Source organism: Streptomyces fructofermentans, from assembly GCF_014651055.1.
Classification (GTDB): domain Bacteria; phylum Actinomycetota; class Actinomycetes; order Streptomycetales; family Streptomycetaceae; genus Streptomyces; species Streptomyces fructofermentans.
In genome coordinates, this window is sequence record NZ_BMWD01000028.1 from 89,115 (window position 1) to 110,329 (window position 21,215).

Here is a 21,215-nt window from a genome sequence, read left to right on the forward strand (position 1 = left end):
TGAAGGTGCGTACGTCACCCGGAGGTGAGTGGACGATGGCGACCATGACCGCGGCCGAGCGGCGCGCCCGGGCACGGGAGGAGTACGACGCGTTCCTCAAGGGCTGCCCGACCAACCAGCTCCTCGACCGCATCAGCGACAAGTGGGTCAGCCTCGTCGTCAGCGCCCTCGCCGCCGGCCCGATGCGCTACAGCGACCTCGGCCGCAGGATCGCGGGCGTCAGCGCCAAGATGCTGACCCAGACCCTCCGTTCGCTGGAGCGGGACGGCATCGTGACGCGGACCGTGACCCCGTCCGTGCCCGTCCGCGTCGACTACGAGCTCACACCGCTGGGCGCGAGCCTGAGCGCGCTCCTCGTCGCCGTGAAGGACTGGGCCGAACTGCACATCTCGGAGGTCGACGAGGCGCGCGAGCGCTACGACGCCTCGGCGTCCTCGGCGTCCTCGGCGTCCTCGGCGTCCTCGGCGTCCTCGGCGTCCTAGAGTCTCGGCGTCCCGCCACCGGAGGGAGCGCGCCCCCTGGCCCCGGACGGGACGTGCCAGGGTGTCGTCATGCCGATCGCCCGTTCCGCCGCCCTGTTCGTCCTCGCCGCGCTCCTGGAGATCGGCGGCGCGTGGCTCGTCTGGCAGGGCGTGCGCGAGCACCGGGGGCTGCTGTGGATCGGCGCGGGCGTGATGGCCCTGGGCGCCTACGGATTCGTCGCCACGCTCCAGCCCGACGCCGAGTTCGGGCGCGTCCTGGCCGCGTACGGCGGGGTCTTCGTCGCCGGCTCGCTCGTCTGGGGCATGGTCGCGGACGGCTTCCGTCCCGACCGCTGGGACGTGACAGGGGCGCTGGTCTGCCTCGCGGGCATGGCCGTGATCATGTACGCGCCGCGCGGCTGAAACCGGCCGGACGACCGTGACGGGCACACGGGCCACGGCGTCCCCGGCGGCCGTGCGCGCCGCCCGCATATCCTGGCGGCCGAAGCAATCGACCGTACGAGCGAGCGGCGACCCGGGTCGCGCGCCCGCCCCGTCGCCCGAGGAGCAGTCAATGACCGCCGCGCCCGCCGCCCCCTCCCGTATCGCCGTCGTCACCGGAGCGAGCAGCGGAATCGGCGCCGCGACGGCCCGCCGGCTCGCGGCCGCGGGGTACCGCGTCGTCGTCACGGCCCGCCGCAAGGACCGCATCGAGGCGCTCGCGGAGGAGATCACCGCGGCGGGCGGCAGGGCGACGGCGTACGCGCTCGACGTCACCGACCGCGCGGCGGTCGACGAGTTCGCGAGCGCCTTCACGACGATCGGCGTGCTCGTCAACAACGCCGGCGGCGCCCTCGGCGCGGACCCGGTCGCGACCGGCGACCCGGCGGAATGGCGGCAGATGTACGAGACGAACGTCATCGGCACCCTGAACGTCACCCAGGCGCTGCTGCCCGCCCTCACGGCGAGCGGCGACGGCACGGTGGTCGTCGTCTCCTCGACCGCGGGCCACGGCACCTACGAGGGCGGCGCGGGCTACGTCGCGGCCAAGCACGGCGAGCACGTGCTCGCCGAGACGCTCCGCCTGGAGATCGTCGGCACCCCGGTCCGGGTGATCGAGGTCGCGCCCGGCATGGTGAAGACCGACGAGTTCGCGCTGACCCGCTTCGGCGGCGACACCGAGAAGGCGGCGAAGGTGTACGCGGGTGTCGCGGAGCCGCTGACCGCGGACGACGTGGCCGAGACGATCGACTGGGCGGTCGGCCGCCCCTCCCACGTCAACATCGACCTGCTGGTCGTCAGGCCCCGCGCGCAGGCCTCCAACACGAAGGTCCACAGGGAGCTGTAGTGCCGGACACGGAACCCGCGGGGCCCGGACCGGCCCGGGAGCCGCTCGCCGAGGACCGGGAGCGGGCGCGGCTCGCCCAGGAGAAGAAGGACGAGCGGTACGTCTGGTGGTACCTCGCGTACTTCCTCTTCGGCATCCACATCGTGGCGTTCGTCATGATCTACGCGGTGACGCACGCCGGGTGACGACGGGGAGCGGGGCCCGGACCGGTGACGGTCCGGGCCCCGCCGGGTCCGGTTCAGCCCTTCACGCAGACGACCTGCTTCAGCTTCGCCACGACCTTCACGAGGTCCCGCTGCTGGTCGATGACCTGCTCGATCGGCTTGTAGGCGCCGGGGATCTCGTCCACGACCCCGGAGTCCTTGCGGCACTCGACGCCCCTGGTCTGGTCCTCCAGGTCCTTGGTCGTGAAGCGCCGCTTCGCCGCGGTGCGGCTCATGCGCCGGCCCGCGCCGTGCGAGGCGGAGTTGAAGGCCTTCTCGTTGCCGAGTCCCTTCACGATGTACGAGCCCGTGCCCATGGAGCCCGGGATGATCCCGTACTCGCCGGAACCCGCGCGGATCGCGCCCTTGCGGGTGACCAGCAGGTCCATGCCCTCGTACCGCTCCTCGGCCACGTAGTTGTGGTGGGCGCTGATCTCCCGCTCGAAGACCGGCTTGGCCTTCCTGAACTCCTTGCGGACCACGTCCTTCAGGAGCGCCATCATCAGCGTGCGGTTGTACTTCGCGTACTCCTGCGCCCAGAACAGGTCGTTGCGGTACGCCGTCATCTGCGGGGTGTCCGCGACGAAGACGGCGAGGTCGCGGTCGACCAGGCCCTGGTTGTACGACAGCTTCTGCGCCACCCCGATGTGGTGCTCGGCCAGCTCCTTGCCGATGTTCCGCGATCCGGAGTGGAGCATCAGCCACACCGCGCCGTCCGTGTCGACGCACACCTCGACGAAGTGGTTGCCGCCGCCCAGCGTGCCCATCTGCCGGGTCGCCCGCTGCTGCCGGAACTTCACCGCGTCCGCGATGCCCTCGAAGCGGCCCCAGAAGTCGTCCCATCCGGCGGTCGCGAGGCCGTGGAAGTCACCGGGCTCGACGAGGTCCTCGTGCATGCCGCGTCCCACCGGGATGGCCTGCTCGATCTGCGACCGGAGACGGGAGAGGTCGCCCGGGAGGTCGTTGGCCGTCAGGGAGGTCCTGACCGCCGACATCCCGCAGCCGATGTCCACGCCCACCGCGGCCGGGCAGACCGCCCCGTGCATCGCGATGACCGAGCCGACCGTGGCGCCCTTGCCGTAGTGCACGTCCGGCATCACGGCCAGACCCTTGATCCACGGCAGGGTGGCGACGTTCCGCAGCTGCTGCATCGCGCCCTCCTCCACGGACCCCGGATCGGTCCACATACGGATCGGAACCTTCGCCCCCGGTACCTCCACGTACGACACGACGTCCCCATTCCCCCGAAAACCAACAGAAGTGACAAAGCGCAAAACCGGTGCTCAGATGCAACATTCAGGACGACGGACCGGCGTCCACGGCAGTGCGTGCGATACACATTGTCTTCAGGCGCCGCCCCCGTGCGGCAACCGATTAACCACAGGACACCTGGTCGCGGGCACAGCGGAGCGACCTGTCGAGAGGAGCCCCACCGTGCAGCGGAAGGCGTACGTATCCGGCGTCGCCGCGCTCCTCGCGGTACTGCTTGCCGGCTGCACCGGTGGATCGCCGCAGGACGAGAGCCCGACCGACCCGAAGCCGGGCGACACGGCCACGACGAGCGCGGCGGCACCGCCCGGCAAGTACCGCACGCTTCCCGAGCCGTGCGCCGCGGTCTCCCAGAACACCCTGGACGCGCTCCTGCCGGGGATCGGGCAGATCACCGACGAGAGGCAGCGGGAGAAGGCGTACGCGGGCACCGCCACGCCGACCTTCGACACGGACCGCAAGGTCGGCTGCCGCTGGAAGGCGGAGGCCGCGAGCGTGACGGACCACCTCCTTGTGGACTTCGAGCGCGTGGTCTCGTACGAGAACGCGGTCAGCGACGACGACGAGGCGACCCGCATCTTCGCCGGGAAGGTGACGGCGGCGGACCTGCCGGAGCCCTCCTCGTCGCCGGAGGACTCCGGCGACGACGACGGTTCGCAGCCGGGGTCCGGCTCGTCGGACGAACCGTCCGCCGAGGGCTCGCAGGACGAGGACGAGGCCTCCCCCGACGGCTCGGACGGCCCCGACAGCGACGCGAGCGCCTCCGGCACCGCCTCGGGGGAGCCCGGCGCGACCTCCGTCCCGGCCGCCCTCCAGCCCCGCGTGCTCGACGACCTCGGCGACGAGGCGTTCCTCGACGACGCCCTGAACGACTCCCGGCAGCGCACCGTGACTGTGGTGTTCCGCACGTCCAACGTGATCGTGACGATCCAGTACGACGAGCAGCCGGCCAGCACGACGGACGTCCCGAGCAGCGAGGACATGCAGGACAGGGCACGGAAACTGGCCGACCGGCTCGCCGGGACCTTCAACGACTAGGGGCGTTCCGCGGGGGTTTCGGACTCGGTGGAACCGGAGCCGCGGTTGTCCCGTTCGGCGTACCGTGACCCCTCGGACCCGACCGAGTGCGGCAGGCCGAGGACGCGGCCGTTCGCACGCACACCCGAGCGTCTTGAGTGAAGGAACCATGCACCGACCCGCACAGCGACAGCGACTCACCCGCATCCTCGTCTGCGCAGCCGCCGTCCCGGTGATGCTCGTGGCCTCCGGCTGCTCGTCGGACTCCGACGACGGCTCCGGCGGCGACGCGAAGAAGGAGTCCGGCTCCTCGGCCTCGCCCTCCGCGACGGAGGCGGGCTCCGTGGTGAAGGAGGCCGCGTACGCGAAGCTGCCCGAGCCGTGCGCCGTGCTCTCCGCCAAGTCCCTGAAGGACCTGGTGCCGAAGGGGAGCAAGTCCGGCAAGGAGGGCTCGTCGGACGACACGGCGACGCGCGGCAGCTGCTCCTGGGACAGCCTGGACAACAACGGCGTGGACGGCTCGCAGTTCCGCTGGCTGAACGTGTCGCTGCTGCGCTTCGAGTCCGACGCGACCCGCGGCGAGGGGGACACGCTCGCCGCCGAGTACCACGCCAAGCAGGTGGAGGACGCCCGCTCGGTGACGGACGCGAAGAACGTGAAGTCGCGGCCGCTGACCGGCACGGGCGAGGAGGCGACGCTCGTGACGTACGACCTGAAGAAGAAGGAAGGCACCTTCAGGCAGCAGACGGTCGTGACGCGGGTCGAGAACGTCGTGGTGACGCTCGACTACAACGGCGCGGGCCTCGCGGGCGACGAGTCCCCGAAGGTCGCCGACCTGTCGAAGGCGGCGCAGAAGGCCGCCAAGGAGGCCGTGCGGTCCGTGGTGACGGCCAACGAGGGCGGCGCCGCCGCCTCTCCGGGCGCGGACTCCGGCACCGACGCCTCCCCGAGCCGGAGCTCGGGCAAGGGCGCGAGCGTGGGTCCGGACGAGAGCAAGGACGCGTCCCCGCGCGCGAGCAAGTCCGCCGCCAAGAAGGACTGACACCGCAGGCCCGTAGAAAACCGGGACATTACGTCCCGCCGGCCGCCGATTCGCGGCCGGACCAGGACATTTGACGGAGCCCGGCCCCCGCGGGGGCCGGGCTCCTGCCGAACCGCGCACCCGCGGACCGCACACATGTGCCACCCTGTTGGCCGCAACAGGTCGTAAGGGGAGGGGAGTACGGGTGACCGCGCCTATCGAGCTCACAAAGACGCATCGGCTGCTCATCGGGGTGGTCGTCTTCGGAGCGGTCGTCATCGCCGGTATCGGCTTCGCCGGTTCGTACGCGGCGGTGCGCGAACTCGCCCTGCAGAAGGGCTTCGGGAACTTCAGCTACGTGTTCCCGATAGGCATCGACGCGGGCATCTGCGTGCTGCTCGCGCTCGACCTGCTCCTGACCTGGATCAGGATTCCCTTCCCGCTGCTGCGCCAGACCGCGTGGCTGCTGACTGCGGCCACCATCGCCTTCAACGGCGCCGCCGCCTGGCCCGACCCGCTCGGCGTCGGCATGCACTCCGTCATCCCGATCCTGTTCGTGGTCTCCGTCGAGGCCGCCCGGCACGCCGTGGGCCGCATCGCCGACATCACCGCCGACAAGCACATGGAAGGCGTCCGCCTCACCCGCTGGCTCCTCTCCCCGCTGCCCACCTTCCTGCTGTGGCGCCGCATGAAGCTGTGGGAACTGCGCTCCTACGAACAGGTCATCAAGCTGGAGCAGGAACGTCTCGTCTACCAGGCCCGCCTGCGCTCCCGCTTCGGCCGCGCCTGGCGCCGCAAGGCCCCCGTCGAGTCCCTCATGCCCCTGCGCCTGGCCCGCTACGGCGTACCGCTGGCCGAGACCGCCCCCTCCGGCCTCGCCGCCGCCGGCATCGAACCCGCCGTCCTGCCCCCCGCCCCCCGCCACCAGACCGAACTGGAACGCGTCGAGGCACCCGCCGCCGGACCGCCGCAGGTCGGCCCGGCCGGCCGGGGCGACGACCGGCGCCGCCCCCAGGACGACGACGGCTACACCACCCCGGAGCAGCTGGAGCGGCTCGAACAGCTCGAACGGGAGCAGCGCGAGCAGTTGGAGTACGCGGAGGAGCCCGACTCCAGCCCGTGGTTCGCGCCGCCGCACCAGGAGATCGTCTACGAGGGCGGCTACGACCCGTCGTACGCGCCCGAGGAGCAGTACGAGCAGTGGTACGCGGAGCAGCAGTCGCAGCGCTACGAGCCGGGCCCCGAGGAGACGGGCAGCTTCCCGATCCCGGCGGGTCCCGGCCGCACGCGCCAGCTCGGCGAGGGCGGCGCCCCGGAGCCCGAACCGCTGCCGATCCCGGCCCCGCGGGAGGAGCAGTCGCCGCTCTCCGACGAGAAGTCCCGCGAGGAGAGCTTCTACCAGGTGTTCCGTCAGTCGATCATGCCCGGCCAGGGCCTGCCGACGAAGGGTGAGTTCGGCGGCAACGTCGAGGCGACGTACGGCGTGACCCTCACCGACAGCGAGCTGCGGCGCTACATGAGCCGCTTCCAGAACCGCTTCAACACGGAGCTGGAGGAGGACCACATCGCCTAGACCCGGCGACGTGCGAGGAGGGGGCGCCCGGTGAGTCACCGGGCGCCCCCTCCTCGTGGGCCGTGGAGCCGCGCGTCAGGCGCCGAGCAGCGTGCGCACCCGGTCCTGGCCGACCGCGAGCAGCAGCGTGGGCAGCCTCGGCCCGGTGTCCCGGCCGACGAGCAGGTGGTAGAGCAGCGCGAAGAACGTGCGCTGGGCGACCTTGATCTCCGCCGGGAGCTCCTTGGCGGTCGCGTCGGCGGAGAAGCCCGCCTGGACCTTGGGAACGCCGTAGACGAGGTGCGTCAGGCCGTCCAGGGACCAGTTCGCGGCGAGCCCGTCGAGGAGCAGCCGCAGCGACTCGCGGCCCTGGTCGTCGAGGGACGACAGGAGCCCGGTGTCGGGTTCGTCGCGCACGACGGTGCGCTCCTCGGCCGGGACCTGGGTGTTGATCCAGGTCTCCGCCTTGTCGAGCCGCGGCCGGACCTCGTCCAGGGAGGTGAGCGGCCTCCCGGGGTCCAGCTCGCCGAGGATGCGCAGCGTCTGGTCCTCGGCGCCCGCGGTGATGTCGGCGACGGACGCGAGCGTCCGGTACGGCAGCGGCCGGGACGTCCTCGGCAGCTCCCCCGCCGCGGTGCGCACGGCACGCGCGTGTGCGGCGGCGTCCGCCGGCAGGACGGAGCCGTCGGCGACCTTGCCCTCCAGCTTGTCCCACTCGTCGTAGAGCCGCTGGATCTCCTGGTCGAAGGCGATCTTGAACGACTGGTTGGGCCTGCGGCGGGCGTAGAGCCAGCGCAGGAGCTGCGGCTCCATGATCCGCAGCGCGTCACCGGGGGTGGGGACGCCGCCCTTGGAGGACGACATCTTCGCCATGCCGGAGATGCCCACGAAGGCGTACATGGGACCGATCGGCTGCTTGCCGCCGAAGATCGCGCCGACGATCTGCCCGCCGACCTGGAAGCTCGACCCCGGCGAGGAGTGGTCGACGCCGCTCGGCTCGAAGACGACGCCCTCGTACGCCCAGCGCATCGGCCAGTCGACCTTCCACACCAGCTTGCCGCGGTTGAACCCGCTCAGCAGGACGCTCTCCGAGAAGCCGCACTCGGCGCAGGTGTAGGTCAGCTCGGTGGTGTCGTCGTCGTAGGCCGTGACGGTGGTGAGGTCCTTGCCGCAGCCGCCGCAGTAGGGCTTGTACGGGAAGTACCCGGCACTGCCCGTGCCGTCGTCCTCGGCGGCGGCGCCGGAGCCCTCCGCGGCCTCCAGCTCGGCCTCGTCGAGGGGCTTCTGCGACTTCTTGGCGGGCGCCTTCCTGGTCCGGTACTGCTCGAGGATGGCGTCGATGTCGCCCCGGTGCCGCATCGCGTGCAGGATCTGCTCGCGGTAGGCGCCGGAGGTGTACTGCTCCGTCTGGCTGATCCCGTCGAACTCGACGCCCATCCCGGCCAGCGCCTCGACCATCGCGGCCTTGAAGTGCTCGGCCCAGTTCGGGTACGCGGAGCCCTTCGGGGCGGGCACGGACGTGAGGGGCCTGCCGATGTGCTCGGCCCACGACGCGTCGGTCCCGGGGACGCCGTTGGGCACCTTGCGGTAGCGGTCGTAGTCGTCCCACGAGATCAGGTGCCTGACCTCGTGCCCGCGCCGCCTGATCTCGTCGGCGACCAGGTGGGGCGTCATGACCTCGCGCAGGTTGCCGAGGTGGATCGGGCCGGAGGGTGACAGTCCGGACGCGACGACGACGGGTTTGCCCGGGGCCCGACGCTCCGACTCCTCGATGACCTCATCCGCGTAACGGGAGACCCAGTCGGTGGTCTCGGTGCTCTGAGCCACGATCGGCACGTCCTTCTTTCTCAAGGAATCGTCATGGGCCGGCGGTACGGTTCGCACGGCAGACCGGCTCATCCTCCCAGCTCGGCCCGCATCCACGAAAACACCTCTTCAGCATGCCGGTCCACCGCATTGTCCGGCGCCCGCGCGGGACCGGGCGGGCCGGGGGCCGTGAGGGGCCGGGCCGCCCCCGTCCCCGCCCCTGGTCCGGGAAAACCCCTTTACCCCCATGGGATACTGGTCGTCCATCCGTACGCACGAGGAGAACGGCACCCACTCCATGGCCTCGGTCACGTCCCTCACCGCCTCCGTCCACCAGCGGCTGGCCGACGCGCTCACGGCAGCCCTGCCGGACGCCGGTTCCGCGGACCCGCTGCTGCGACGCAGCGACCGGGCGGACTTCCAGGCGAACGGCATCCTGGCGCTCGCCAAGAAGGCCGGGGCCAACCCGCGCGCCCTCGCGGCCGAGGTCGTCGAGCGGATCGTGAAGGGTGACGTGATCGAGGACGTCGAGGTCTCCGGGCCCGGCTTCCTGAACATCACGATCACCGACCGGGCGATCACCGAGAACCTGGCCGCCCGCGCCACGGACCCGGCGGACCGCCTCGGCGTCGCCCACACCGACCACCCGGGCACCACGGTCATCGACTACGCCCAGCCGAACGTGGCCAAGGAGATGCACGTCGGCCACCTCCGGTCCGCGGTGATCGGCGACGCGGTCGTGCGCATCCTGGAGTTCGTCGGCGAGACCGTCGTCAGGCGCCACCACATCGGCGACTGGGGCACCCAGTTCGGCATGCTGATCCAGTACCTCCTGGAGCACCCGCACGAGCTGGACCACCGCAGCGGCTCCGAGGACACGGCGGTCTCCGGCGAGGAGGCCATGTCGAACCTCAACCGGATCTACAAGGCCGCCCGCGTCCTGTTCGACTCCGACGAGGAGTTCAAGACGCGTGCCCGCCGCCGGGTGGTCGACCTCCAGGCCGGCGAGCCGCAGACCCTGGATCTCTGGCAGAGGTTCGTCGACGAGTCGAAGATCTACTTCTACTCGGTCTTCGACAAGCTCGACATGGAGATCAGCGACCCGGACGTGGTCGGCGAGTCGGGCTACAACGACATGCTCGAGGAGACCTGCCGGCTCCTGGAGGAGTCCGGGGTGGCGGTCCGCTCCGAGGGCGCGCTGTGCGTGTTCTTCGACGACGTCAAGGGCCCGGACGGCAACCCGGTCCCGCTGATCGTGCGGAAGTCGGACGGCGGCTACGGCTACGCGGCCACCGACCTCTCGGCGATCCGCGACCGCGTCTTCGGCCTGAAGGCGGACACGCTCCTGTACGTGGTCGACGCCCGCCAGTCGCTGCACTTCAAGATGGTCTTCGAGACGGCGCGCAGGGCGGGCTGGCTCAACGAGGACACGAAGGCGCAGCAGCTCGCCTTCGGCACGGTCCTCGGCAAGGACGGCAAGCCGTTCAAGACCCGTGAGGGCGAGACGGTCCGGCTGGTCGACCTGCTCGACGAGGCGATCGACCGCGCCACGGCCGTGGTCCGCGAGAAGGCCGGGAAGGTGGGCCTGACCGAGGACGAGATCCTGGAGAACGGCCGGCACGTCGGCATCGGGGCCGTGAAGTACGCGGACCTGTCCACGTCCGCCGTCCGCGACTACAAGTTCGACCTGGACCAGATGGTGTCGCTCAACGGCGACACGAGCGTGTACCTCCAGTACGCGTACGCCCGTATCCAGTCGATCCTGCGGAAGGCCGGGGACGCCCGTCCGGTGGCCCACCCGGAGCTGGCGCTGGCCCCGGCCGAGCGCGCGCTGGGTCTGCACCTGGACCAGTTCGGCGAGCTGCTCATGGACGTGGCCGCGGGCTACGAGCCGCACAAGCTGACCGCGTACCTGTACCAGCTGGCCTCGCACCTGACCACGTTCTACGACCAGTGCCACGTGCTGAGCGACGCCAACCCGCCGGAGGTCGTCGAGAACCGGCTGGCCCTCGTCGACCTGACGGCCCGCACGCTCCACCAGGGCATGGCCCTGCTCGGCATCAGGACGCCCGACCGCCTCTGACCGGCGCGAACGCCTCTCCGGCCCCGGCGGGACCTCATGGTCCCGCCGGGGCCGGCCTCGTCGTGCGGCGCCCCGCACCGGCTCGGGCACCGCCGCGCGCGCCGGATCGGCCACCGGCGCACTCCGCTTCCCGTTCGGGTGAAGCGCGGCGAAGGCGTACACGTGAGCGGTGCCCTCCGGGACAGTGGTCGCCGGACCGCGGTGCCTCCGGGAGCCGCGGTCACGGGCAGCCGTGCGGGATCGACCGTGCCCCGCGCGCGCCCCCGTCGTACGCCCTCCCGGACCTCACGCTCCGCACACGTGAGGGCCATTGCTTGAGGCGCCGGGACGTACCCCGAAGTATGCGATGCGGCGGGGCGCACGGCCCGACTCCGCTGATTCCGGACCCTGTTGGACCGCACGCTGGGAGCGCGATGAGCACTGCACTGCCCTTCTCCGTCACCCCGGACGACCGGATGGCGTGGAGCCGTCATGCTGCCACTCGTTGAGACCGGCGAGGAGCTGGAGGACGTCGTCCGGGACGAGGCCCTGCTGCGGCCCGCCGTCATGGACCTGTGCGAACGGCTCGGGATCACGGCGAAACCGCTGATCCGCTTCGTCGAGGGGTCGCTGCCGGTGTACTCGGTCGGCGCGGCCCACGTCGTGAAGCTGTTCCCCGCGTTCGAGAAGCTGGACGCGCTGCGCGAGGAGCGGGTCCTGACCCACGTGTACGGCAGACTGCCCGTGCCCACACCGCAGTTGTACTCGGCGGGCGCGTACAAGAACGGCTGGCACTTCGTCCTGATGTCCCGGCTGCCGGGCGAGAGCCTCGCGGAGGCGTGGCCGCGGATTCCGGCCGCGGACCAGGACCGCATCGTCACGGAGGCCGGCGAGGCCCTCGCGGCGCTGCACGCGCTGGACCCGGCGCCGCTCAGGAACTGCGTCGGCCCGTCCCAGTGGGGGCTGTTCGTCGACGCGCAGCGCGTGAACGCCGTGGAGCAGCAGCGCGAGGTCGGCCTCGGCCAGGAGTGGCTGGAGCAGATTCCGTGGTTCCTCAGCTCGGTGCCGCTGGCCCCGCCGCCGCGGCGCGTGCTGCTGCACACGGAGTTCATGCGCCAGCACCTGACGGTGGACCCGGACGGCTGGCGCCTGACGGGCCTGTTCGACTTCGAGCCCGCGCTGATCGGCGACCCTGCGTACGACTTCGTGGGGGTCGCCCTGTTCATCGCGTGCGGCCGGCCCCGGCTGCTCAAGCGGTTCTACGAGGCCTACGGGCGGGCCCCGTTCGACCCGCACACGCTGATGGCGTACACCCTGCTGCACGTCTACAGCAATCTGCCCTGGTACCTGCACACGATGCCCGATCCGCCCCGGCCGACCCTGGACGCGCTCGCGGAGACCTGGTTCGCCACGGAGTGATCGCGGGCCCGGTTCCGCCCGTGCCCGCCCGCCCGTCCGTCCGTGCCCGCCCGTCCGCGCGGGCACAGGCGGAACCGGGCCGGCCGGCTCAGGGCTTGCGGCCCGTGACCGCGTAGACGTTGATGTCCGCGTCCGTCACGTCGTTGATGTCGCGGTACCTGACCTTCTCGATGTCGTCGAGGGTGGCCAGGTAGCCGGGCTCCGGCTGCTCGGGCACGGGCGCCGCGCCGTCCGGCCGCCAGTGGTGGGCGGGGACGACACCGGGCTCGTCGACCTCCAGGCCGCTCTCGGTGAGGAACCGCTCGACCTCGGCCCGCGAACGCAGCACGAAGGTGAAACCGCGCTCGGTGTACGTCCGCTGGACCGCGCGGATGTTCTCCGGGTTGAGGTCCTCGGTGAGGTGGCTGAGCACCAGGCGGCTGCCGGAGGGCAGCGCGTCGATCAGCTCCCGCACGATGGGGTACGCCTGCTCGTCCTCGACGAAGTGCAGGATCGCCACCAGCGCGAGGGCCACAGGCCGCTCCAGGTCCAGGGTCTTGGCGGCCGCGTCCAGGATCTGGCCGGGGTCCTCCAGCGCCGCGTCGATGTAATCGGTTCGGCCCTCGGGCCCGCTGGTGAGCAGGGCGCGCGCGTGGGCGAGGACGACCGGGTCGTTGTCGACGTACACGACCCGGGAGTCCGGGGCGATGCGCTGGGCGATCTGGTGGACGTTCTCCTGGGTCGGCAGGCCGGTGCCGATGTCCAGGTACTGCCGGATGCCCTCGTCCCGGGTCAGGGTGGTCACGGCCCGGCGCAGGAAGTCCCGGTTGTGCCGGACGTCGAGGTAGCCGCGCGGGTTGGCCGCGAGCGCCGCGGCGGCCGCGTTCCGGTCGACCTCGTAGTTGTCCTTGCCTCCGAGGAAGACGTCGTAGACACGGGCCGGGTGCGCCTTGGTGGTGTCGATCCTCCTCCTCAGCTCGGCCGGGTCCTGGCTGAGAGCATCACCGGGCATGGGGCATCTCCCTGGAGGGTCGTGTCACTGGACGGACAACAACCTAACTCCCAGGGCGACTTGATGGTGCCCTGACCACCGAGATTCCGGGAAAGGACACCGCCCGCCGGGTTTGGGGGGACCGACGGGCGGGCACATTCACGCGCCCGCCCGTCCCGGCAGCACCCCCGGCGGCAACCGGCCGCGGCCGGCATCCCCCGCAGCCGCTCAGCGCAGTCGCTGCGCCGCCTCGGTCGCCCAGTACGTCAGGATGTTCCGCGCGCCGGCCCGCTTGATCCCGGTGAGGGTCTCCAGGATCGCCCTGTCCCGGTCGATCCAGCCCTTCTCCGCGGCGGCCTCCACCATCGAGTACTCGCCGGAGATCTGGTAGGCGGCCACCGGCACGTCCACCGCGTCCGCGACCCGCGCCAGGACGTCGAGGTAGGGACCGGCGGGCTTCACCATCACCATGTCGGCGCCCTCCTCCAGGTCGAGCGCCAGCTCCCGCATGGACTCCCGCAGGTTCGCGGGGTCCTGCTGGTACGTCTTGCGGTCGCCCTTCAGCGAGGAGCCGACGGCCTCCCGGAACGGCCCGTAGAAGGCCGAGGAGTACTTGGCCGTGTAGGCGAGGATCGACACGTCCTCCCGGCCGATCTGGTCGAGGGCGTCGCGGATCACCCCGACCTGGCCGTCCATCATCCCGCTGGGCCCCACCACATGGGCCCCCGCGTCGGCCTGCACCTGGGCCATCTCCGCGTACCGCTCCAGGGTCGCGTCGTTGTCCACCCGGCCCTGCTCGTCCAGCACACCGCAGTGCCCGTGGTCGACGGTCTCGTCGAGGCACAGGTCGGACATCACCAGCAGATCGTCGCCGACCTCGGCGCGGACGTCGCGCAGGGCGACCTGGAGGATGCCGTCCGGGTCCGTGCCCGGGGTGCCGACCGCGTCCTTCTTCGACTCCTCCGGCACGCCGAACAGCATGATCCCGGAGACACCGGCCGCCACCGCCTCGGCCGCCGCCTTCTTCAGACTGTCCCGGGTGTGCTGCACGACGCCGGGCATGGCCGCGATCGGCACGGGCTCGGAGACGCCCTCGCGCACGAACGCCGGGAGGATGAAGTCCGCGGGGTGCAGCCGGGTCTCGGCGACCATGCGCCGCATCGCGGGAGTGGTCCGCAGCCGCCGCGGCCGGGTGCCGGGGAAGGATCCGTACGTCGTCATGGGACCTACGCTACGCCCGCCCGGCGGCCCCATTTGCCGACGGCCCGTCGGAGTCCGCGGCCCCCTCGGGCGCCCCCGCACCCCACGTGCGCAGCCCGCCCCCCGGGTCCAAGCTGGTGGGGCGGGGAGGCGGGCGGCCGCGTCGCCCGGGCCGCCGCCGGTACTCCGCCGCGCACCCCGTCCCGCGCTTCCGGGAGGACGCGATGACCGCCACGCACGCCGTGCCCGACCTCTTCGCCCTGTCCGGGATCGCCGGTCCCGTCCTGAGACCCGGGGACGACGGGTACGCGGACGAGGTGACCGGCTTCAACCTGTCCGGGCAGTTCGCGCCCGACGTCGTCGTCGGGGCGACGGGCACGGCCGACGTCGTGACGGCGATGCGCTGGGCCGCCGCCACCGGCACGCCCGTCGCCGTCCAGGCCACCGGCCACGGCGCCAACCACACCGTCGACGGCGGCCTGCTGATCAGCACCGCCCGCATGACCGGCGTACGGATCGACCCGCGTGCGCGCACCGCGACGGTCGCCGCCGGAGCGAGGTGGCGGCACGTCCTGGAGGCGGCCGCCCCGCACGGACTCGGCGCCCTCGCCGGCTCGTCCTCGGGCGTCGGCGCGGTCGGCTACACGCTGGGCGGCGGGCTCCCCGTACTCGGCCGGACCCACGGCTACGCGTCCGACCTGGTCCGCTCCTTCGAGGTGGTCACGCCCGACGGGACGCTGCGCGACGTGGACGCCGCGGGCGAGCCCGAACTGTTCCGGGCGCTCCGCGGCGGCAAGGGCAACGTCGGCGTCGTGACGTCGATGGTGTGCGGGCTGCTGCCGCCGGCCCGGCTCCTCGGCGGCGGCGTCCATTTCCCCGGCGAGCACGCCGGGACCGTCCTGCGCACCTGGCTGGACTGGGTCAGGACGGTGCCCGAGGAGATGAACAGCGCCTTCGCGCTGCTGCGGCTGCCGCCCCTCCCGGAGATCCCCGAACCCCTGCGCGGCGGCTTCTGGGCCCGGGTCGTGGCCGCCTGGACCGGCGATCCGGCCGAGGGCGAACGGCTGCTCGCCCCCGTCCGCGCCGCCGCGCCCGTGACCGTCGACACGGTGGCGGAACTCGACTACGCGTCTACGGACCGCGTCTACGCCGAACCCGCCGACCCGCTGCCGGCACGGGAGTCCTGCGTACTGCTGCCGGACCTGTCCCCCGACGCCGTACGGGCGCTCCTGGACCGGGCCGGCCCGGGAGCGGACTGCCCGCTGCACGCGGTGCAGCTGCGCGCCATGGGCGGCGCGCTGGCGCGTCCGGCCGCCGTCGACGACACGGTCTGCGCCCGCGACGCGCGGTTCCTGCTGGAGGCCGTCGGCGTCGTGCCGGACCCCGAGGCCGCCATGGCGGTCCAGGCCGCCACCGCCGGGCTCCAGAGCGCCATGGCCCCCTACGGCACGGGGCTGACCATGGTCAACATCCACGGCACCCCGGGCGACGAGCCGGACCGCGCCCGCGCCTGGACCCCCGAGGTGTACGCGTTCCTCCAGCACGCGAAGGCGGTGTACGACCCGGCGAACCTGCTGCGCTTCGGCCACGCGGTGCCCCCGGAGGCGGCATGACGACGCCCGGCGCCCTCTCGGGGGACACCGGGCGTGCCGACGCGTACGACGTACGGCTGCCGCGCTAGGTCGTGCGGCGCCGCCGGGAGCCCGGGCGCCGCTCGCTGGGCCGGGTCACGGGGTCGCCGGCCTCCAGCGCGGCGGCCCTGCGGCGCAGCCCGAAGTCCGCGAGCGCCTCCGCCAGCCTGTGCACGGACGGCTCCGGGGCCATGACGTCGACCCGCAGCCCGTGCTCCTCCGCCGTCTTGGCGGTCGCCGGACCGATGCACGCGATGACCGTCACGTTGTGCGGCTTGCCGGCGATGCCGACCAGGTTCCGCACGGTGGACGACGAGGTGAACAGGACCGCGTCGAAGCCGCCGCCCTTGATCGCCTCCCGGGTCTCGGCCGGCGGCGGCGAGGCGCGCACGGTCCGGTAGGCCGTGACGTCGTCGACCTCCCAGCCCAGCTCGATGAGCCCGGCGACGAGCGTCTCCGTGGCGATGTCGGCGCGCGGCAGGAACACCCGGTCGATCGGGTCGAAGACCGGGTCGTACGGCGGCCAGTCCTCCAGGAGGCCGGCGGCCGACTGCTCGCCGCTCGGCACCAGGTCGGGCTTCACACCGAAGGCGATCAGCGCGTTGGCGGTCTGCTCGCCGACGGCCGCGACCTTGATGCCCGCGAAGGCACGCGCGTCGAGCCCGTACTCCTCGAACTTCTCCCGCACCGCCTTCACGGCGTTGACCGAGGTGAACGCGATCCACTCGTAACGGCCCGTCACCAGGCCCTTGACCGCGCGCTCCATCTGCTGCGGGGTGCGCGGCGGCTCGACGGCGATCGTCGGCACCTCGTGGGGCACGGCGCCGTAGGACCGCAACTGGTCGGAGAGCGAGGCCGCCTGCTCCTTCGTACGCGGGACGAGCACCCTCCAGCCGAACAGCGGCTTGGACTCGAACCACGACAACTGGTCGCGCTGGGCGGCCGCGGAACGCTCACCGACCACGACTATCACGGGCCGTCCGCCGTCCGGCGAGGGCAGCACCTTCGCCTGCTTCAGCGTCTGCGCGATCGTCCCGAGCGTCGCGGACCAGGTCCGCTGCCGCGTGGTCGTGCCGGCGACGGTCACCGTCATCGGCGTGTCGGGCTTGCGCCCCGCCGCGACGAGCTCCCCGGCCGCGGCACCCACGGAGTCCAGGGTCGCCGAGACGACCACGGTCCCGTCGGACGCGCCGACCTCGGTCCAGCAACGGCCGGACGCGGTGCGGGCGTCCACGAACCGCACGTCCGCGCCCTGGGCGTCGCGCAGCGGCACACCGGCGTACGCGGGCACACCGACCGCGGTGGCCACACCGGGCACCACCTCGAAGGGCACGCCCGCGGCGACGCAGGCGAGCATCTCCTCGGCGGCGTACGCGTCGAGTCCGGGGTCGCCCGAGACCGCACGGACGACCCGCCTGCCACCCCTCGCGGCCCCCATGACAATATTGGCCGCGTCCTTCGACGCGGGGACGCCAGGGGTGGTTGACGCGCCGTCAACCACCGTCAGTTGAGGTGTGTCCGGGCTCGGACCCGAATCGGTGTCGAGCACGGTGACGTCCGCCCTGGCGTGCGTGCGGACGACGTCGAGCACTTCGGGTTCGGCGACCAGGACATCCGCGTTCGCCAGCGCCTCGACGGCGCGCAGAGTCAGCAGTCCCGGATCCCCGGGTCCGGCACCGAGGAAGGTGACGTGCCCGTGTTCGAGGCCGGCGGGAAGGGTGGTGGGGCTCAATGTGCTCGCTCCCCCATCAGACCGGCCGCGCCCTTGGCAAGCATCTCGGCGGCGAGTTCACGGCCGAGCTCCATTGCTTGGTCATGTGTCTCGGGCACGGGACCGGTGGTGGACAACTGCACCAGCGTCGAGCCGTCGGTCGTGCCGACGACGCCGCGCAGGCGCATTTCGCTGACAATCTGCCCGTCGGCCAGAAGGTCGGCGAACGCACCCACAGGTGCGCTGCAGCCGGCCTCCAGGGCGGCGAGCAGGGACCGCTCGGCGGTCACGGCGACCCGGGTGACCGGGTCGTCGAGCTCGGCGAGCGCGGCGGCGAGGGCTGCGTTGTCCGCAGCGCACTCGATCGCCAGTGCCCCCTGGCCGGGGGCGGGCAGAACGGTGTCGACCGGCAGGAAGTCGGTCGCTTCGGCGATCCGGCCGATGCGGCGCAGACCGGCGGCGGCGAGTACCACGGCGTCCAGCTCACCGGAGTGCACGTACCCGATGCGGGTGTCGATGTTCCCCCGGATCGGGACGGTCCGTATCTCCGTGCGGTGGCTGCGCGCGTACGCGTTCAGCTGCGCCATGCGACGCGACGAGCCGGTACCGATGCGCGCCCCGTCCGGAAGCTCGGCGAACGTGAGGCCGTCCCGCGCGACGAGTACGTCACGCGCGTCCTCGCGCACCGGGACCGCCGCGAGCACCAGCTCCGCGGGCTGCGCCGTCGGCAGGTCCTTGAGGGAGTGCACGGCGAAGTCCACCTCGCCCCGCAGCAGCGCGTCGCGCAGGGCCGTCACGAAGACGCCCGTGCCGCCGATCTGCGACAGGTGCTCCCGGGACGTGTCCCCGTAGGTCGTGATCTCCACGAGCTCGACGGGACGTCCGGTCACCCGGCTCACGGCGTCGGCAACCTGCCCGGACTGCGCCATGGCGAGCTTGCTGCGCCTGGTCCCCAGCCTCAGGACCCCTTCTTGGTCTGTTCGCCCAAGGGGTGCGGCAGCCGGTGCGCGCCCCTTCGGCTCACGCGGCTCACTCATGCTCGCCCTCGGTTCTCGGCGTTCTCTGCGTTCATGACGCTCTCGGTGTGCTTGCTGTCCTCGGCCCGCGAGACGGCGGCCACCGTCTCGGGGTCCAGGTCGAAAAGGGTCCGCAGCGCGTCCGCGTACCCGGCACCGCCGGGCTCCGCGGCCAACTGCTTGACCCGTACGGTCGGCGCGTGCAGCAGTTTGTCCACCACGCGTCGCACGGTCTGGGTGATCTCGCCGCGCTGCTTCTCGTCGAGGCCGGGCAGCCGGCCGTCGAGCCGGGCGATCTCGCCGGCCACGACGTCGGCGGCCATCGTCCGCAGCGCCACGACGGTCGGCGTGATGTGCGCGGCCCGCTGAGCGGCGCCGAAGGCGGCGACCTCGTCGGAGACGATACGCCGCACCTGGTCCACGTCGGCCGCCATCGGCGCGTCCGCGGACGCCTCCGCCAGCGACTCGATGTCGACCAGCCGCACGCCGAGCAGCCGGTGCACGGCCGCGTCGATGTCACGGGGCATGGCCAGGTCGAGCAGCGAGAGCACGGGAGCGGGCCGGGGCGCCTCGACGGCGGACTCGGGCCTGCGGCGCTCGGGCACCCGTCCGACCAGGGCCGCGGTCGCGGCGAGGGCGGTGATCACGTCGGAGTCGGCGTCCAGCGAGTGGCGGTTGTCACGTCGGTCGACCGTGCCGTTGTCCACCCAGGCGGCGTGCTGCTCCAGGGTCGCCGCGTCCATGCCGGCCACCGCGGCCTCCCCCATGACGGAGAAGCCGTTGGCGCCCTGCACGGCGGACAGCTCCAGCGGGCAGCCCTCCTCGGTGCCGACGCTGGTGGGCGGCAGCCCGGACCGCACGGCCGCGCGCCGCAGGGCCGGTGCGCCGGTGCGTCCCTCGACGGCCGCGGCGACGGCGCCGGCCGGCAGGACCAGACCGGTCGCGCCGGTGCAGGAGACCGCGATGTCGGCACGTGTCAGTTCGTCGGGGACCGCGTCCATGGGGATCGCGCGCGCGGGCAGGTCGGTGCCGCCCTGCTCGTTGAGGATCTCGGCGAGGCGCTCGGCCCGGTCGAACGTCCGGTTGGCGACGACGACCTCGGCGACCCCGGCGCGCGCGAGCGTGGCCGCGGCGAGCGAGGACATCGAGCCCGCGCCGATCACCAGGGCCCGCTTGCCCCGGGCCCAGGCCTCGACGGGGGCACCCGCCGAGAGCTGTTCGAGGCCGAACGTCACCAGGGACTGCCCGGCCCGGTCGATGCCGGTCTCCGAGTGGGCGCGCTTGCCGACCCGCAGCGCCTGCTGGAACAGGTCGTTCAGCAGCCGCCCGGCCGTGTGCAGCTCCTGGGCGGTGGCGAGGGCGTCCTTGATCTGGCCGAGGATCTGCCCCTCGCCCACGACCATCGAGTCGAGCCCGCAGGCCACCGAGAAGAAGTGGTGGACCGCGCGGTCCTCGTAGTGCACGTAGAGGTGGGGGGTGAGCTCGTCCAGCCCGACCCCGCTGTGCTGCGCGAGCAGCGTGGAGAGCTCGGCGACGCCCGCGTGGAACTTGTCCACGTCGGCGTAGAGCTCGATCCGGTTGCAGGTGGCGAGCACCGCGGCCTCGGCGGACGGCTCGGCGGCGACCGTGTCCTGGAGCAGCTTGACCTGGGCGTCCGCGGACAGCGCGGCCCGCTCCAGGACGCTGACCGGAGCGCTGCGGTGGCTCAGCCCGACAACGAGCAGACTCATGCCGGCATCACGGCGGGGACATCCCCGTCGGGCCCTTTCCCGGAGTCCTTCGTCGCCTCGGCCACGGCCTGCGCCTCGGCCTCCTCGCCCGCCTTGCGCTGCTCGTGGAAGGCGAGGATCTGAAGCTCGATGGAGAGGTCGACCTTGCGCACGTCGACGCCGTCCGGCACGGACAGCACGGTCGGCGCGAAGTTCAGGATGGAGGTCACACCGGCGGCCACGAGCCGCTCGCAGACCTGCTGGGCGGCACCGGCCGGGGTCGCGATGACACCGATCGACACACCGTTGTCGTCGATGATCTTCTCGAGCTCGTCGGTGTGCTGGACCGGGATGCCGGCGACGGGCTTGCCGGCCATCGCGGGGTCGGCGTCGATCAGCGCGGCGACGCGGAACCCGCGCGAGGCGAACCCGCCGTAGTTGGCGAGGGCCGCGCCGAGGTTGCCGATGCCGACGATGACGACGGGCCAGTCCTGCGTCAGGCCGAGCTCGCGGGAGATCTGGTAGACGAGGTACTCGACGTCGTAGCCGACACCGCGCGTCCCGTACGAACCGAGGTAGGAGAAGTCCTTGCGCAGCTTGGCGGAGTTGACCCCCGCCGCGGCCGCGAGCTCCTCGGAGGAGACCGTGGGCACCGAGCGCTCCGACAGGGCGGTGAGGGCTCGGAGGTACAGCGGAAGCCTGGCGACGGTGGCCTCGGGAATCCCTCGGCTGCGGGTCGCCGTTCGGTGAGTTCGGCCAGTTGCCACGGTGCTCCTGCGGGTAGCGCGGGGCTTCAGGCGGTCACACGTACCTAGACCGC

Annotated in this window: 18 protein-coding genes; 10 read left to right on the forward strand and 8 right to left on the reverse strand. The window is 72.3% G+C overall.

The genetic code is table 11. The features are described 5' to 3' along the window. Positions 1-35 precede the first annotated feature (35 nt). From IE265_RS30870 to IE265_RS30885, 4 genes are all read left to right on the forward strand, one after another. Positions 36-482 (forward strand): winged helix-turn-helix transcriptional regulator, encoded by a 447-nt coding sequence (locus IE265_RS30870; RefSeq protein ID WP_190039030.1) that lies wholly within the window; start codon positions 36-38, stop codon positions 480-482. A gap of 69 nt (positions 483-551) precedes the next feature. After that, positions 552-884, forward strand: a complete 333-nt coding sequence (locus tag IE265_RS30875) for a YnfA family protein (RefSeq protein ID WP_190039031.1) — start codon at positions 552-554, stop codon at positions 882-884. Between the two features lie 151 nt (positions 885-1,035). Next, entirely contained in the window at positions 1,036-1,809 is a 774-nt protein-coding gene (locus tag IE265_RS30880) for an SDR family NAD(P)-dependent oxidoreductase (protein WP_190039032.1), read from the forward strand. Further along, the gene (locus IE265_RS30885) at positions 1,809-1,994 is read left to right on the forward strand and encodes a hypothetical protein (RefSeq protein ID WP_190039033.1); all 186 of its coding nucleotides are present in this window, start codon (positions 1,809-1,811) and stop codon (positions 1,992-1,994) included. The genes IE265_RS30880 and IE265_RS30885 overlap by 1 nt, the downstream gene beginning before the upstream one ends. 53 nt (positions 1,995-2,047) lie before the next feature. Here IE265_RS30885 and IE265_RS30890 read toward each other — a convergent pair whose 3' ends face one another. Continuing rightward, the gene (locus IE265_RS30890; protein ID WP_190039034.1) at positions 2,048-3,241 is read right to left on the reverse strand and encodes an RtcB family protein; all 1,194 of its coding nucleotides are present in this window, start codon (positions 3,239-3,241) and stop codon (positions 2,048-2,050) included. 205 nt (positions 3,242-3,446) lie between these two features. Here IE265_RS30890 and IE265_RS30895 point away from each other — a divergent pair, with 205 nt between their 5' ends. The 3 genes from IE265_RS30895 to IE265_RS30905 all read left to right on the forward strand — a co-directional run bounded on the left by IE265_RS30895 (position 3,447) and on the right by IE265_RS30905 (position 6,892). Next, positions 3,447-4,319, forward strand: coding sequence for a DUF3558 domain-containing protein (locus tag IE265_RS30895; protein WP_190039035.1), 873 nt, complete (start codon positions 3,447-3,449; stop codon positions 4,317-4,319). A gap of 148 nt (positions 4,320-4,467) precedes the next feature. Further along, on the forward strand, positions 4,468-5,340 hold the full coding sequence (locus IE265_RS30900; RefSeq protein ID WP_190039036.1) for a DUF3558 family protein: 873 nt from the start codon (positions 4,468-4,470) through the stop codon (positions 5,338-5,340). A 184-nt stretch (positions 5,341-5,524) separates the two neighbouring features. After that, positions 5,525-6,892 (forward strand): DUF2637 domain-containing protein, encoded by a 1,368-nt coding sequence (locus IE265_RS30905; RefSeq protein ID WP_190039037.1) that lies wholly within the window; start codon positions 5,525-5,527, stop codon positions 6,890-6,892. A 75-nt stretch (positions 6,893-6,967) separates the two neighbouring features. On the opposite strand, the gene lysS is transcribed toward IE265_RS30905, so the two are convergent. Beyond that, positions 6,968-8,707: a lysine--tRNA ligase gene (lysS, locus tag IE265_RS30910; RefSeq protein WP_190039038.1), complete on the reverse strand. Its 1,740-nt coding sequence runs from the start codon at positions 8,705-8,707 to the stop codon at positions 6,968-6,970. A 268-nt stretch (positions 8,708-8,975) separates the two neighbouring features. Between lysS and argS the strand changes: the two genes are divergently transcribed. After that, positions 8,976-10,760, forward strand: coding sequence for an arginine--tRNA ligase (gene argS / locus IE265_RS30915; protein ID WP_190039067.1), 1,785 nt, complete (start codon positions 8,976-8,978; stop codon positions 10,758-10,760). 471 nt (positions 10,761-11,231) lie between these two features. Continuing rightward, complete coding sequence (locus tag IE265_RS30920; RefSeq protein ID WP_190039039.1) at positions 11,232-12,158, forward strand: phosphotransferase family protein; 927 nt, start codon at positions 11,232-11,234, stop codon at positions 12,156-12,158. A gap of 88 nt (positions 12,159-12,246) precedes the next feature. On the opposite strand, the gene IE265_RS30925 is transcribed toward IE265_RS30920, so the two are convergent. Next, positions 12,247-13,149 (reverse strand): SAM-dependent methyltransferase, encoded by a 903-nt coding sequence (locus IE265_RS30925; RefSeq protein WP_190039040.1) that lies wholly within the window; start codon positions 13,147-13,149, stop codon positions 12,247-12,249. 207 nt (positions 13,150-13,356) lie between these two features. After that, positions 13,357-14,349, reverse strand: coding sequence for a porphobilinogen synthase (gene hemB, locus IE265_RS30930; protein WP_190039041.1), 993 nt, complete (start codon positions 14,347-14,349; stop codon positions 13,357-13,359). 203 nt (positions 14,350-14,552) lie between these two features. Here hemB and IE265_RS30935 point away from each other — a divergent pair, with 203 nt between their 5' ends. Then, the gene (locus IE265_RS30935; RefSeq protein ID WP_190039042.1) at positions 14,553-15,941 is read left to right on the forward strand and encodes an FAD-binding oxidoreductase; all 1,389 of its coding nucleotides are present in this window, start codon (positions 14,553-14,555) and stop codon (positions 15,939-15,941) included. Between the two features lie 64 nt (positions 15,942-16,005). Here IE265_RS30935 and IE265_RS30940 read toward each other — a convergent pair whose 3' ends face one another. From IE265_RS30940 to IE265_RS30955, 4 genes are read right to left on the reverse strand one after another with little or no spacing between them, the layout of a single operon-like run. Further along, positions 16,006-17,691 (reverse strand): bifunctional uroporphyrinogen-III C-methyltransferase/uroporphyrinogen-III synthase, encoded by a 1,686-nt coding sequence (locus tag IE265_RS30940; RefSeq protein WP_190039043.1) that lies wholly within the window; start codon positions 17,689-17,691, stop codon positions 16,006-16,008. Next, positions 17,688-18,707, reverse strand: a complete 1,020-nt coding sequence (hemC, locus tag IE265_RS30945) for a hydroxymethylbilane synthase (protein ID WP_190039044.1) — start codon at positions 18,705-18,707, stop codon at positions 17,688-17,690. The genes IE265_RS30940 and hemC overlap by 4 nt, the downstream gene beginning before the upstream one ends. Further along, positions 18,704-20,416: a glutamyl-tRNA reductase gene (locus tag IE265_RS30950; RefSeq protein WP_190039045.1), complete on the reverse strand. Its 1,713-nt coding sequence runs from the start codon at positions 20,414-20,416 to the stop codon at positions 18,704-18,706. The genes hemC and IE265_RS30950 overlap by 4 nt, the downstream gene beginning before the upstream one ends. Continuing rightward, on the reverse strand, positions 20,413-21,162 hold the full coding sequence (locus IE265_RS30955) for a redox-sensing transcriptional repressor Rex (RefSeq protein ID WP_190039046.1): 750 nt from the start codon (positions 21,160-21,162) through the stop codon (positions 20,413-20,415). Before IE265_RS30955 ends, IE265_RS30950 begins: the two co-directional genes overlap by 4 nt. Positions 21,163-21,215 lie beyond the last annotated feature (53 nt).

Excerpts from the sequence above, each read along its gene's own strand:
- IE265_RS30870 (WP_190039030.1), top strand. The coding sequence starts at position 36 with ATGGCGACCATGACCGCGGCCGAGCGGCGCGCCCGGGCACGGGAGGAG.
- IE265_RS30875 (WP_190039031.1), top strand. The coding sequence starts at position 552 with ATGCCGATCGCCCGTTCCGCCGCCCTGTTCGTCCTCGCCGCGCTCCTG.
- IE265_RS30880 (WP_190039032.1), top strand. The coding sequence starts at position 1,036 with ATGACCGCCGCGCCCGCCGCCCCCTCCCGTATCGCCGTCGTCACCGGA.
- IE265_RS30900 (WP_190039036.1), top strand. The coding sequence starts at position 4,468 with ATGCACCGACCCGCACAGCGACAGCGACTCACCCGCATCCTCGTCTGC.
- argS (WP_190039067.1), top strand. The coding sequence starts at position 8,976 with ATGGCCTCGGTCACGTCCCTCACCGCCTCCGTCCACCAGCGGCTGGCC.
- IE265_RS30920 (WP_190039039.1), top strand. The coding sequence starts at position 11,232 with ATGCTGCCACTCGTTGAGACCGGCGAGGAGCTGGAGGACGTCGTCCGG.
- IE265_RS30925 (WP_190039040.1), bottom strand. The coding sequence starts at position 13,149 with ATGCCCGGTGATGCTCTCAGCCAGGACCCGGCCGAGCTGAGGAGGAGG.
- hemB (WP_190039041.1), bottom strand. The coding sequence starts at position 14,349 with ATGACGACGTACGGATCCTTCCCCGGCACCCGGCCGCGGCGGCTGCGG.
- IE265_RS30935 (WP_190039042.1), top strand. The coding sequence starts at position 14,553 with ATGACCGCCACGCACGCCGTGCCCGACCTCTTCGCCCTGTCCGGGATC.
- hemC (WP_190039044.1), bottom strand. The coding sequence starts at position 18,707 with ATGAGTGAGCCGCGTGAGCCGAAGGGGCGCGCACCGGCTGCCGCACCC.
- IE265_RS30950 (WP_190039045.1), bottom strand. The coding sequence starts at position 20,416 with ATGAGTCTGCTCGTTGTCGGGCTGAGCCACCGCAGCGCTCCGGTCAGC.